Source organism: Acidovorax sp. (genome assembly GCF_016783915.1).
GTDB lineage: Bacteria > Pseudomonadota > Gammaproteobacteria > Burkholderiales > Burkholderiaceae_C > Acidovorax.
Map to the genome: position 1 here is coordinate 20,200 of NZ_JADHVT010000003.1, position 13,126 is coordinate 33,325.

9 protein-coding genes are annotated in these 13,126 nt (G+C 63.1%); 6 read left to right on the top strand and 3 right to left on the bottom strand.

Annotated features, from left to right (window positions below):
- The first annotated feature begins 5 nt into the window (after positions 1-5).
- The 6 genes from ISS20_RS01290 (at position 6) to ISS20_RS01315 (ending at position 9,352) form a co-directional block, all read left to right on the top strand.
- The gene (locus ISS20_RS01290) at positions 6-1,709 is read left to right on the top strand and encodes a HAMP domain-containing sensor histidine kinase (RefSeq protein WP_291432963.1); all 1,704 of its coding nucleotides are present in this window, start codon (positions 6-8) and stop codon (positions 1,707-1,709) included.
- 11 nt (positions 1,710-1,720) lie between these two features.
- Positions 1,721-3,286: a sigma-54 dependent transcriptional regulator gene (locus ISS20_RS01295; protein ID WP_291432965.1), complete on the top strand. Its 1,566-nt coding sequence runs from the start codon at positions 1,721-1,723 to the stop codon at positions 3,284-3,286.
- Complete coding sequence (gene ampD / locus ISS20_RS01300) at positions 3,270-3,899, top strand: 1,6-anhydro-N-acetylmuramyl-L-alanine amidase AmpD (RefSeq protein WP_291433081.1); 630 nt, start codon at positions 3,270-3,272, stop codon at positions 3,897-3,899. Before ISS20_RS01295 ends, ampD begins: the two co-directional genes overlap by 17 nt.
- A gap of 376 nt (positions 3,900-4,275) precedes the next feature.
- Complete coding sequence (locus ISS20_RS01305; RefSeq protein ID WP_291432967.1) at positions 4,276-7,221, top strand: ribonucleoside-diphosphate reductase subunit alpha; 2,946 nt, start codon at positions 4,276-4,278, stop codon at positions 7,219-7,221.
- Between the two features lie 135 nt (positions 7,222-7,356).
- Positions 7,357-8,553 carry a ribonucleotide-diphosphate reductase subunit beta gene (locus ISS20_RS01310; RefSeq protein ID WP_291432970.1) on the top strand — a complete coding sequence of 399 codons (1,197 nt, stop codon included), beginning with the start codon at positions 7,357-7,359 and terminating at the stop codon, positions 8,551-8,553.
- Between the two features lie 187 nt (positions 8,554-8,740).
- Positions 8,741-9,352, top strand: a complete 612-nt coding sequence (locus ISS20_RS01315) for a histone (RefSeq protein ID WP_121942059.1) — start codon at positions 8,741-8,743, stop codon at positions 9,350-9,352.
- A gap of 142 nt (positions 9,353-9,494) precedes the next feature.
- On the opposite strand, the gene ISS20_RS01320 is transcribed toward ISS20_RS01315, so the two are convergent.
- From ISS20_RS01320 to prmA, 3 genes are read right to left on the bottom strand one after another with little or no spacing between them, the layout of a single operon-like run.
- Complete coding sequence (locus ISS20_RS01320; RefSeq protein WP_291432974.1) at positions 9,495-10,394, bottom strand: carbohydrate kinase family protein; 900 nt, start codon at positions 10,392-10,394, stop codon at positions 9,495-9,497.
- A 35-nt stretch (positions 10,395-10,429) separates the two neighbouring features.
- The gene (locus ISS20_RS01325) at positions 10,430-12,097 is read right to left on the bottom strand and encodes a DUF3426 domain-containing protein (protein WP_291432976.1); all 1,668 of its coding nucleotides are present in this window, start codon (positions 12,095-12,097) and stop codon (positions 10,430-10,432) included.
- A 55-nt stretch (positions 12,098-12,152) separates the two neighbouring features.
- A complete protein-coding gene (prmA, locus tag ISS20_RS01330; protein ID WP_291432978.1) occupies positions 12,153-13,055 on the bottom strand; it encodes a 50S ribosomal protein L11 methyltransferase in 903 nt (300 codons plus the stop codon).
- Positions 13,056-13,126: the final 71 nt, after the last annotated feature.

A 13,126-nucleotide genomic window follows, 5' to 3' on the forward strand; every position in this document is an offset into this window, starting at 1 on the left:
TGACCATGCAAGCTGTGCCCGCAGGTTCCCTGCCGCCTTCGGCGGATGCACCCTTTGCACGGCTGTGGCTGGGTTTCCTCACCGGCCGCGTCATGGTGGCCCTGGCACTGCTGGTGTTGCAAGGCGCCGGGCAGCTCATCAACCAGGCGGTGGGCGCCACCGTACTGGCGGTTTGTGCGGCCTACCTCGCGGCCACCGTGGTACTGCGGGTGCTCTCGCGCAGAGGGCCACCCTCGCCCGGCGCCGGGCCCCAGTGGCTGCCCTCCATCGGAGTGGACCTGGCCGCGATCACCGCGCTGCAGTTGCTGCATGCGGGCACCATGAATTACACACCGCTGTTCGGCCTGCCCATCCTGATCGCAGCGGTCATGGGCACGCTGACGCTGGCCCTGGGCACCACCGCCGCGGTCACCCTGCTGCTGCTGGGCTGGGCCTGGTGGGTGGGCCAGTACAGCACGGGAGACGAAGGGCAGCGCTACCTGCAAAGCGCACTGACCGGCACGGGCTACTTCATCGTGAGCTACCTGGTGCACCAGCTCGCGACCCGCCTGGCGCGCGAACAAGAAGTGGCGCAACAAAGCCAGGTGGCGGCGCGCGTACAGACCCAGGTCAGTGCACTGGTCATCCAGAACCTATCCGATGGTGTGCTGGTGGTGGACGAGAGCGATGTGGTGCGCATTGCCAACCCGGCAGGTCTACAGCTGCTGGGCGGCATGGCGCTGACCGAGTTACCTTTTGCACTGACATCCACCGCGCCATGGCACCCCCTGGTCGTACTGGCACGACGCACCTTCCGGCACGAACAATCCCAGACGGCCGACGTCGATCTGCTGCATGAAGGCCAGAGCCCTACCGGCCTGCATGTGCGCACCTGGCTCACGTCCACCCGCAATGCGGCCTTGCAAACGCGCTCCGAGCGGCTGTGCGTGATGTTTCTGCACGACCTGCGGGAGATGGAAGCGCGGCTGCGCACCGAAAAGCTCGCGGCCATGGGCCGCATGTCCGCCGCTGTGGCCCACGAGATCCGCAACCCGCTGGCGGCCATCGTGCAGGCCAATGCCCTGCTAGAAGAAGACTTGCACGACCCGGCACAAAAACGCCTGGCACACATGGTGCAACAGAACGCCGACCGCCTGGCCCGCATCGCCGAAGAGGTGCTGGACATTGCCCGCGTGCAGCATCAGATCAGCCATGCACCTGCCTCAACCGTGGCGCTGGACGAGACCGTCGCCCAGATCTGGAACGACTGGCAGGCCCAGGACCCCGCCCGGCGGCGCGCCGTGGTGTCACTTGATACAGACACCACCCAGGTGGAGTTTGACGCCGAGCACCTGCGTCGCGTACTGGTCAACCTGCTGGACAACGCCCTGCGCTACATGGGCCCGGAGCCCGACTCGTTGTCAGTAACCACGCGCAACACGCCGTCTGGCCAGGTCAGCCTACAGGTGTGGAGCGACGGTGCCCCGATGGACAAATCCGTGGAGCGGCATTTGTTCGAGCCGTTCTTCTCCTCGGAGAGCCGTTCCAGCGGTCTGGGCCTCTATATTTGCCGGGAGCTGTGCCAGCGCCATGGCGCCTCCATCAGCTACCAGCGCTTGAACCGCCCCACCGCACGCGGAGACATCGGAGGCAACGCCTTCACCGTGGGCTTCCGCCGCACGACCCGCCCCGCCGATACTGCCACCTTGTTTGACACCATCGTGGTCTGACTGCCACCTCCATGAACGCCCCTGCCGCCTCCATCCTCGTCGTTGACGACGAACCCGATCTGCGCACCCTGTACGAGCTCACCCTGTTGCGCGAGGGGTACCGGGTCGAGACCGCTTCAAGCGTACAGGAGGCGCGCGAGCAGCTCAAGGCCCACCGCTTTGACGCAGTGATCACCGACATGCGGCTGCCCGACGGGTTTGGCATGGAATTGCTGCAGGACCTGCGCGACCAGCAGCGGCGCGAACGCTGCGTGGTCATGACCGCCTACGGCTCGGCAGAAAACGCGGTCGAGGCACTGCGCGCGGGGGCCTTCGACTACCTCACCAAACCCGTGGACCTCAAGCAGTTCCGCTCGGTCGTGGCCTCGGCCATCCAGGGTACTGGCGGTGTTCCGCCTCCCCGCGCAGCGCGCAGCAGCGGGTCGAGCCGCTCGGCCAATGCGACGGCAGGTACCGAATTCGGTGGCGCCAACTCCGCCATGGATCGCCTGGTGGGCGAGTCTGACGCCATCCGCAACGTCAAGCAGCGCGTGGCCAAGGTGTCCCGCGGCATGGCGCCGGTGCTGATTCATGGTGAGTCGGGCACCGGCAAGGAACTGGTGGCCCAAGCCCTGCACGCCAGCAGCCAGCGTGCAGACGGCCCCCTGGTCGCGGTGAACTGTGGGGCCATCCCCGAGAACTTGCTGGAAGCCGAATTTTTTGGTGCCCGCAAGGGCTCCTACACCGGCGCATCGCAAGACCGTGACGGCTACTTCCAGGCCGCACGCGGAGGCACGCTGTTCCTTGACGAAATCGGCGACCTGCCGCTGGCCATGCAATCGAAGTTGCTGCGCGCCATCCAGGAGCGCAGCGTGCGGCCGCTGGGCTCCACCCAGGAAGAGACCGTGGACGTGCGCATCGTGAGTGCCACCCACCGTGACCTGGCGGCCGACGTGCAGGCAGGCCGGTTCCGCCAGGACCTGTACTACCGGCTCAATGTGATCGAGATCGTCATCCCGCCGCTGCGCGAGCGCCGCGAGGACCTGCCAGCACTGTGCGCTGCGCTGCTCACCCGCATTGCCAACGAGTCGGGCATGCCAGTGCCCCAACTCACCGACCGGGCCCTGAACGCCATCGCCGCCCACCCACTGACCGGCAACGTCCGCGAGCTGGAAAACCTGCTGCACCGCGCAGTGGCATTGAGCGATGGGGACGAGCTGCAGGTGGACACACCAAGCGGAGCAGTAGATGCACAGATGGCACGCCCAGCGTCGCCCGCGCCTGCGTTTGCGCTTGCGCCAGAGGGATCGGCGGTATCCGCCCCCTTCTCTGCCGGACCCCATGCTTCGACCTCCGCCGATAGCCAGGGCCCTCAGCCCCTGGCCAACGGATGCACGGTGCCAGTGCCCAGCGACCTGCAGGCCTGGCTGGACCAGCAGGAGCGGGAGATACTGATCCGCGCGCTGAAAGAATCCGGGTTCAACCGCACGGCTACCGCTGCACGCCTCGGCATCAGCCTGCGCCAGATTCGCTACCGCATCGCCCGTCTGAACATCGCCGTGCCCAATGACCAAGACCCGCATGACGACCTGGGCTGACAGCGCACCAGCAGAAAACCCGACGCCCTGGGGGGGCGGCTGGCACCGGGCGGCCCAGCGGCTGGCATCTCCGAATCACGGGCAGCGCCCGGTGCATGCCTCGCAGGTCGATCTGATCGTGGTGCATTCCATCAGCCTGCCACCGGGCGAATACGGTGGCGGTGCCGTGCAACAGTTGTTCACCAACACCCTGGACTGGGATGCGCACCCCTACTACCAGGGCATCCGCGGATTGCAGGTGTCCGCGCATTTTTTCATCGAGCGCACCGGGGTGCTGTGGCAGTTTGTGGATTGTGACCTGCGCGCCTGGCATGCCGGGCAATCGTTCTACCGTGGGAGGAGCCAGTGCAACGACGATTCCATCGGCATTGAACTGGAAGGACTGGAGGGCCTGCACTTCGAGCCCGCACAGTACGAAGCCCTGGCCAGAGTCTGCCAGGACATTGCGCTTCGCTACCCCATTAAGCACATCGCGGGGCATGAACACATTGCCCCAGGGCGCAAACTGGACCCGGGCCCGGGCTTTGACTGGCCACGGCTGCAAAGGGCATTGGACTGGCCTGCGCAGCGACTCCCGCAGAGCACACAAACGGGACCGTCGCAGCCCAGCTGACGCGGCGCCTTCACTGTCGCACGGGCGCATCAATACAAATTTTTCTTTGTGCGTTTGCACATGTTTACCCAAGCAAGTGCCGCGCGGTCTGGCGCAGGAAATCCGCCGCCAAGGTCCGCCGCTGCGCGGTTTGGCATCCCATGCGTCGCATCCACAAGGGCTGGCCGCAGACACCGATAGCTGGCGTACCGGGGCTGGGAACATACTGTTTCCGTTTTGGGGGCTCATTCCGGCGGTACACTACCGGTAGTGTCTTGAACCGCCTCGACACACCATATATAGTGTGCGCCAGACTAAAGTCCGGCGCATCACACACACGCTGCGGCGGCACACCAGGCCGTACGCCCACCCCAGACAGCCCACAGAAGAGGACCCCATGCAAGCTGCTTTGAACACGCCTTCCACTGCCCATGCCGTTACTACCGATGCCCCCGCATCCCAGGCAGCGCCTGCGGCCACGGCCTCCAACACGTTTGCGCACTACCAGATCATTCGCCGCAACGGAGCCGTAGTGCCTTTCGAACCGCAAAAGATCGCGGTGGCCATGATGAAGGCCTTCCTGGCAGTCCACGGTACGCAAGGCGCGGCATCGGCCAGCGTGCGCGAGGTGGTGGACACGCTGACTCATAACGTCACGCGCGCCCTGATGCGCTCGCGCCCTGGCGGAGGCACCTTCCACATTGAAGACGTGCAAGACCAGGTGGAGCTCGGCCTGATGCGTGGCGGTCACCACGAAATTGCCCGCGCCTACGTCCTGTACCGCGAGCGCCGCACGCAAGAACGTGCCCGCCAAGCCGAACAGCAAACCCCCGCTGTGTCCATCCCGCTGCTGCAGGTGATCGATGGGGGCGAGCGTGTTGCGCTGGACCCGAAGCGCCTGCAGGCCCTGATCGAGTCGGCGTGCGTGAACCTAGGCGCCGACGTGAAGGCCGACCCCATCGTGGCCGAGACCATGCGCAACCTGTACGACGGCGTGCCCATGGATGAGGTTTACAAGGCCTCCATCCTGGCAGCCCGTACTCTCATCGAGAAGGATCCCGACTACACCTACGCCACCGCCCGCCTGTTGCTGCACACCATCGTGCGCGAGGTGCTGGGCCGCGAGGTGACGCAGGATGCGATGGGCCAGGCGTACATCGAGTACTTCCCACAATTCATCAAGAAGGGCGTGGACAACGACCTGCTGGATGAGCGCCTGATGCAGTACGACCTGCAACGTCTGGGCGCCGCGCTCAAGGCAGACCGCGACCTGAAATTTGACTACCTCGGCCTGCAGACCCTGTACGACCGCTACTTTCTGCACGTCAAGAAAACCCGCATCGAGCTGCCGCAAGCATTCTTCATGCGTGTGGCCATGGGCCTGGCGCTCAATGAAACCGACCGCGAAGCCCGCGCCATCGAGTTCTATGAAGTGCTCTCGTCGTTCGACTTCATGTCGTCCACCCCCACGCTGTTCAACAGCGGTACGCTGCGCTCCCAACTGTCAAGCTGCTACCTGACCACGGTGCCTGACGACCTCGATGGCATCTACGAGTCCATCAAGGAAAACGCCTTGCTGTCCAAGTTTGCCGGTGGCCTGGGCAACGACTGGACCCGCGTGCGCGCACTGGGCTCGCACATCAAGGGCACCAATGGCGAATCGCAAGGCGTGGTTCCCTTCCTCAAGGTGGTCAACGACACAGCCGTGGCCGTGAACCAGGGCGGCAAACGCAAGGGCGCCGTCTGCACCTACCTGGAAACCTGGCACCTGGACATTGAAGAGTTCCTGGAGCTGCGCAAGAACACCGGCGATGACCGCCGCCGCACGCACGACATGAACACGGCCAACTGGATCCCCGACCTGTTCATGCGCCGCGTGATGGAAAAGGGCACCTGGACCCTGTTCTCGCCCTCCAACGTGCCCGACCTGCACGACCTGTTTGGCGCCGACTTTGAAAAGGCCTACGTGGCCTACGAAGAAAAGGCTGCGCGCGGCGAGATCAAGCCCGCCAAGACCATTCAGGCCACGGATCTCTGGCGCAAGATGCTGACCATGCTGTTCGAGACCGGCCATCCCTGGATCACGTTCAAGGATGCCTGCAACGTGCGCTCGCCCCAGCAGCACGCCGGTGTGGTGCATTCGTCCAATCTGTGCACCGAGATCACGCTCAACACCAGCGACACCGAAACCGCCGTTTGCAACCTCGGCTCAGTCAACCTGCTGCAGCACATCAAGGACGGCCAGATCGACCACGACAAGCTCAAGAGGACCATCACGGTCGCCATGCGCATGCTCGACAACGTGATCGACATCAACTACTACGCAGTCAAGAAGGCACGCGACTCCAACCTGCGTCACCGTCCGGTCGGCCTGGGCGTGATGGCCTTCCAGGACAGCCTGTATGAACTGCGCATCCCCTACGCTTCGCAAGAGGCGGTGGAATTCGCCGACAAGTCGATGGAAGCCATCTGCTACTACGCCTACTGGGCGTCCACCGAGCTGGCCAAGGAGCGCGGCAAGTACTCCAGCTACAAGGGCTCGCTGTGGGATCGCGGCATCCTGCCCTTTGACACGCTGGACATGCTCTCGCAAGCCCGTGGCGGCTATGTGGAAGTGGACCGCTCGTCCACGCTGGACTGGGACGCCCTGCGCAACAAGATTGCAAGGGACGGCATGCGCAACTCCAACTGCGTCGCTATTGCCCCCACGGCCACCATTTCCAACATCATTGGCGTCGATGCCTCGATCGAGCCTTCATTCGGCAACCTGTCGGTCAAGTCCAACCTGTCGGGCGAGTTCACGGTCATCAACGGCGGCCTGGTGCGTGACCTCAAGCGCCTGGGCCTGTGGGATGACGTGATGATCATGGACCTCAAGCACTTCAAGGGTTCGCTGCACCCCATCGACCGCGTGCCACAGGACATCAAGGCGCTGTACTCCACAGCCTTCGAAGTCGAACCCCAGTGGCTGGTGGAGGCCGCATCACGCCGCCAGAAGTGGATCGACCAGGCACAGAGCCTGAACATCTACATGGCCGGCGCATCGGGCAAGAAGCTCGATGACACCTACAAGCTGGCATGGGTGCGCGGCCTCAAGACCACGTACTACCTGCGCACCCAAAGCGCTACGCACGTCGAAATGAGTACCGTGAACACACGCCAGCTCAACGCGGTTTCGTCGGGCAATGACAGCGGCGCATCGGCTGCTTCAGCAACGGCACACGTCAAGCAAAGCCCGCTGGAGGCCGCTGCCGCAGCAGCCTCTCAGCAGGCCGCAGCCGTACCGGCCACGGACGTCAAGTTCTGCGCCATCGACGATCCTGGCTGCGAGGCCTGCCAGTAAGAACTTTGCCAGCAACGCTTCGGGCTCGCCCGAGGCGTTGCTCCGGTGCTGTGAAGCAACAAAACCTTGCTGCACAACGCTTCAGTGCTTTCCTTTTCGCAGCACTGCTTTCATAATCCGAACACTGGAAAATCTATGTTGACCTGGGACGAAGAAGTCAAGCCCTCATCGCAAAATCAACTGGACGGCGGTCTGCACAACAACCGCCAGGTGGGACAACCGCCTCTGCCTTTCCAGACACCTTCGCTGCAACCAGTGGGCACCACGGCACCAGCAGCAAGCACCACCACTGCCCCCGTCGCCGCCGCTGCACACCGCCGTGTCAATGCAGCCGACAAGCGCATCATCAACGGCCAGACCGACGTCAACCAATTGGTGCCTTTCAAGTACAAGTGGGCGTGGGAAAAGTATCTCGCCACTTGCGCCAACCACTGGATGCCCCAAGAGGTGAACATGACGCGCGACATCGCGTTGTGGAAAGATCCCAACGGACTGACCGAAGACGAGCGCCGCATCATTAAGCGCAACCTGGGCTTCTTCGTCACCGCCGATTCGTTGGCTGCCAACAATATCGTGTTGGGCACCTACCGCCACATCACGGCACCTGAATGCCGTCAGTTCCTGCTGCGCCAGGCGTTCGAAGAGGCGATCCACACCCATGCCTACCAGTACATCGTGGAATCGCTGGGCCTGGATGAGAGCGAGATCTTCAACGCCTACAACGAAGTCCAGTCGATCCGCGACAAGGACGAGTTCCTGATTCCCTTCATCGAAGCGATCATGGATCCGTCTTTCAAAACGGGTACCCCCGAGACCGACCAGACCCTGCTCAAGTCGCTGATCGTTTTCGCGTGCCTGATGGAAGGCCTGTTCTTCTACGTTGGCTTCACGCAAATCCTGGCGTTGGGTCGCCAGAACAAGATGACGGGCGCCGCCGAGCAGTACCAGTACATCTTGCGCGACGAGTCAATGCATTGCAACTTCGGGATCGACCTGATCAATCAGCTCAAGCTCGAAAACCCTCACCTCTGGACCGCAGAGTTCAAGGCCGAGATCAAGGCACTGTTCCTCAAGGCCGTGGAGTTGGAATACCGCTACGCTGAAGACACCATGCCCCGTGGCGTGCTGGGCATGAATGCCTCCATGTTCAAGGGCTACCTGCGCTACATCGCCAACCGCCGCGCCACGCAGATCGGGCTGGAGACGTTGTTCCCCAATGAAGAGAATCCGTTCCCATGGATGAGCGAGATGATCGATCTCAAGAAGGAACGCAATTTCTTCGAGACCCGGGTTATTGAATACCAGTCCGGTGGTGCGCTGTCCTGGGACTAGCGCCTTTTTTGCAGGCCACACCACCATGGATTTTTACACCACGCCCAGCACCGACAGCGCGGCAGAGCGCTGCCCTGCGGGGCGTTCCCGTGTTCATGGAGATGGAGTTTTCATCCATCTCCATGGATCGCTTTCTGTCCACTGCAGACAGGAAGTGCTCTTTGCAAATTGACCCAAGGAGAACATGATGGCAACTGCGAAAAAACCGGCCGCTAAAAAGGCTGCTCCCGCGAAGAAGGCTGCAACGGCCAAACCCGTAGCCGCGAAGAAGGCTGCACCTGCCAAGAAGGCAGCAGCACCGGCAAAGAAAGCCGCTCCTGCTAAGAAGGCCGTAGCTGCTAAGAAGGCTGCACCTGCCAAGAAGGCAGCAGCACCGGCAAAGAAAGCCGCTCCCGCCAAGAAGGCCGTAGCTGCAAAGAAGGCTGCACCTGCCAAAAAGGCAGCAGCACCGGCAAAGAAAGCCGCTCCCGCCAAGAAGGCCGTAGCTGCGAAGAAGGCTGCACCTGCCAAGAAGGCAGCAGCACCGGCAAAGAAAGCCGCTCCTGCCAAGAAGGCCGTAGCTGCGAAGAAGGCTGCACCCGCCAAGAAGGCAGCAGCACCGGCAAAGAAAGCCGCTCCCGCCAAGAAGGCCGCAGTAGCCAAGAAGGCCGCAGCACCTGCCAAGGCAGCCCCCGCAAAGAAAGCTGCCCCGGCCAAGAAGGCCCCCAAGGCGCCTGCCCCTGCGGCCGCTGCCCCTGCAGCACAAACCACGCTGAACCCTCAGGCAGCCTGGCCTTTCCCTACGGGCAACAAGCCCTGATCCTGGCGCGCCACGCGCTCAACCCGGTGCTCGCGCACCGGGTTTTTTTTCGCCTATACCCCCAGTGTGTGCACCCCAAAAAGGCTCACAGCGATCACACCGTGCAGCGCAGCGCCACGCTGCGTCACACATCCTGACGGACCTATCCCAGTGGGTCAAAATCGAGTGTGTAGTTCTGCGGGCCCCGCTGCGCAATCTTGAGCGCACCAACCCGGTTGCCCAGCTCGGCACAACGCACGAGGGGCCAGCCTTTTTCCAGACCAAACAGCAGCGCGCCGCGCCAGGCATCGCCGCAACCCGTGGGGTCTACCACTGCTACAGGTTTAACGGGTGGCACATGGGTTTTCTCGCCATCCACCCAGACCTCACAGCCTTCGGCGCCCAGCGTCACCACCAGGCCCTGCACCTTGCGAGAGATATCAGCCAACGACCAACCTGTTCGGTCACAGAGCATTTTTCCCTCATAGTCATTGACGGTAACCCAGGTGGCCTGGTCGATGAACTGCGCCAGCTCCTGCCCGTTGAACATGGGCAAACCCTGGCCAGGGTCAAACACAAACGGGATGCCCGCCGCAACGAACTGGGCCGCATGCTCCAGCATTGCATCACGCCCGTCAGGCGCAATCATCCCCACGCTGACACGGCCGTCCGGACTCACACGGTTGGCATGGGCCTGCATCATTGCGCCAGGGTGAAAGGCCGTGATCTGGTTGTTGTCACGGTCCGTCATGATCATGGCCTGCGCGGTGTAGGTGTCCTGCACCTGCCCGACGTGTCGGGCGCTGATACCTAGCGACTGCAGTCGCTGCAGATAGTCAGCACCGTCACTGCCCAACATGGCCATGGGCAACGGCTCCCCACCCAGCAGCTTGAGGCTGTAAGCAATGTTTCCGGCACACCCCCCAAAGTCGCGGCGCAACGACGGGACAAGGAAGGACACATTCAGGATGTGGAGCTGGTCCGGCAGGATCTGCTCTGCAAAACGCCCCTCGAAAGTCATGATGGTGTCGAACGCCAGGGAACCACAAATGAGGGCGGCCATAGATAGTGAAGCTCGGTAAGTTGTTGGGAGGAAAATCAGGGATAGAACGCAAGCAACCGGTAGCCCGCTACGCGCGCACCGCCCGTGGTCACAAGCACCGACACAGAGGTGCCCCACTCGCCTTTGGCTGGCAGCTCCACCGGAGCCGCCATGTCAGTAGGCAACAGAACCCGCCGCAACACAGGCTGGTCCTGCGCATCGGTCAGGGTCAGCTCCACCGCAGGCATGGCCAGCGGGATGGTGGCGGTGCTCTTCATCGTCAGCGCCAGCTGGTAACTGTCACCCCGGGCTTTGTTGAAGGAAGAACTGTCGATGACCACATCGGCAATCTGGCGTACCGGTGCAAGTTCGCAGTGCAAAGGCTCGCACAGTTTCGCCAGCCAGGGCCGGGTGCGCACGTCCAGGGCTGCAATGCGGTCGCGCTCCTGCACCGCAATCTGCAAAGCCAGCCCTAACAGCGAGACAACGAACACCAGCCCCAAGACCATCCGCACCACCGGCTTGCGCCAGAACGCCTTGCGGCGGGCTGCCACCACAAAACTGACCTCGGGGTCTGACTCCTGGGCGTCGGTCTCATCGTCGTCATCGACAACGTGTCCAGGGCGTGCCTGCAGGATGGCGGCATACGAATCGTCCTTCACCAACTCCATAGCCGGAGCCTCCGGCACAACCGCCTTGGACACAAAGTCCACAGAGGGCAACGTGGCGGCTGGAGTGGTGGGCCCAGCAACAGGTACAGGAGCAGGTTTCTGTGCATCGCCTGAGAGTCCGGCACCGGCACTGGCATCGGATGACGGAGCGAAAGCAACAGACGCTACCGGGGGCTGCGCAAGCTCTGCGGAGTGGCTCGCGCCCCCTGTGGCATCTACATCCATGGATGCATTCAGCTCTGCCTCGGAATCGCGAAGTTCTGCAAAAGGCAGTTCATAGCCTGCCGGGCTGAGGGGGGCGGGAACCATTGGCACAGCTCCACCAACGAAACCGCCAGATCCCTTGGCGACATCCTGCGCCGCAGCTCCTGATTGCGTCGTGACAGCGGAATGCCCTTGCCCGGTCACATGAACGGCTGGAGATGGAGCACCCGTGCGGGGCGCTGTGTCCGATATCACTACCGACTCTGGCGCATCCGAGGGCGCCGTAACGGATGGCGATGCCCCAGCATCCACCGCAGGCGCAGTCCGTGGCGCACTGTGGGCTCTCCATGCAAAGGGTGCGGCAACCTCCTCGCCCAAGACATCCGAAGATGTTTCAGTGCAGGCTGCGGCGGTAAGAAAAGCAGGTACCGCAGGACTGGGGATATCGAGGACCGGAGCAGCAGGTGCATCACTGACCATGCCGTACGGATGCGCGTCACCGGCGAGGGTGGCAGCGACCTCGGTGGCGACATCTGAAGCACTGCGGATGGTGGGAGCGTCTGCCTTGACAACATCCTGTGGGGCAGGCGGAGCGACGGGGGACGACTTGCCTCCACCCCAGGCCCCCAGTGCGTCCGGCTTGCGCGCTGCCGGTGCGGTGGGCGCACGCAGGTCCGTGAGCGATACATCGGGCAGCAACGCCGCCGGCGCCACAGGCAGCAAATGGGCCGAGGCATCGAATACCTCCTTGCATTGGCCGCAGCGCACCCATCCTTCCGAGATGCGCAATTGGTCCGCCACGACCTTGAAGGTGGTGGCGCAGGACGGGCAGCGAGTGATCTGGCTCATCAGCAATAGATTGTAGAGGCCATGCCACGGCCGCCAGGGCTGCGCTCGAGCACGCTCAGCGATGCGCGGTCATCAGGATCCAACCGTCTTCCGCATCCGCTACTTCCAACGGAAGCCAGGGGGCGTAAGCCTCCTTGAGCTCATCCGCCTGGCGCTCCAGGATGCCTGCCAACACCAGGTTTCCGCCTGCGGCCACATAGCTGCACAACAACGGGGCCAACACACGCAATGGAGTCGCCAGGATATTGGCCAGCACGGTCTGGTACTCGCCTTGCGCCTTGTCAGGCAGGCCCGCTCTCAGCGTGACTTGGTTCGCCTGGGCATTTTGCAACGTGGACTCCACTGCCGCCGGGTCGATATCCACCGCATCAATGTCCGTGGCACCGAACTTGGCGGCACCGATGGCGAGGATGCCAGACCCACATCCGTAATCCAGCACCCGCCCCAGCAGATTGCCCTGCTCAGGTTGCGTAGCGCCATGGCGCGCAATCCAGCGCAGACACATGCGCGTCGTGGGGTGGGTGCCGGTGCCAAACGCCAGGCCCGGATCCAGCCGGATGCTGCGCTTTGCCTCGGCCGGGAGCTCGTGCCAGGTAGGAACGATCCAAAAATCCGGTGTGATGTCCACGGGCGCAAATTGCGATTGCGTGAGCCGCACCCAGTCCTGCTCGGGCACGTGGGCAATCCCCAGCACCTGGCAGCCAACAAAAAAATCCTGAACGACCAGCAACTGCTGTGCTTCGCGGGCCGCCACCTCGGACGGAAACAAAGCGACCACGCGGCTGCGTTGCCAGCCATCCTTGGGCGGGGGCATGCCAGGCTCGCCAAACAGCGCCTGTTCAGCGTCGGTCTGGGCGTCGGCGTCTTCCACCGACACGGAGAGCGCATCCAGCGCGTCCAGCGCATCGCTGACCGCCTCTATCCCGTCCTCGGGACACATCAGACTCAGCTCAAACATAGGCGTCTCTCAGAAAAAGTGAAATGCTGGCACCCGTTGCCAGGAGCCAGCATGTGAATGACCTGCGGTGT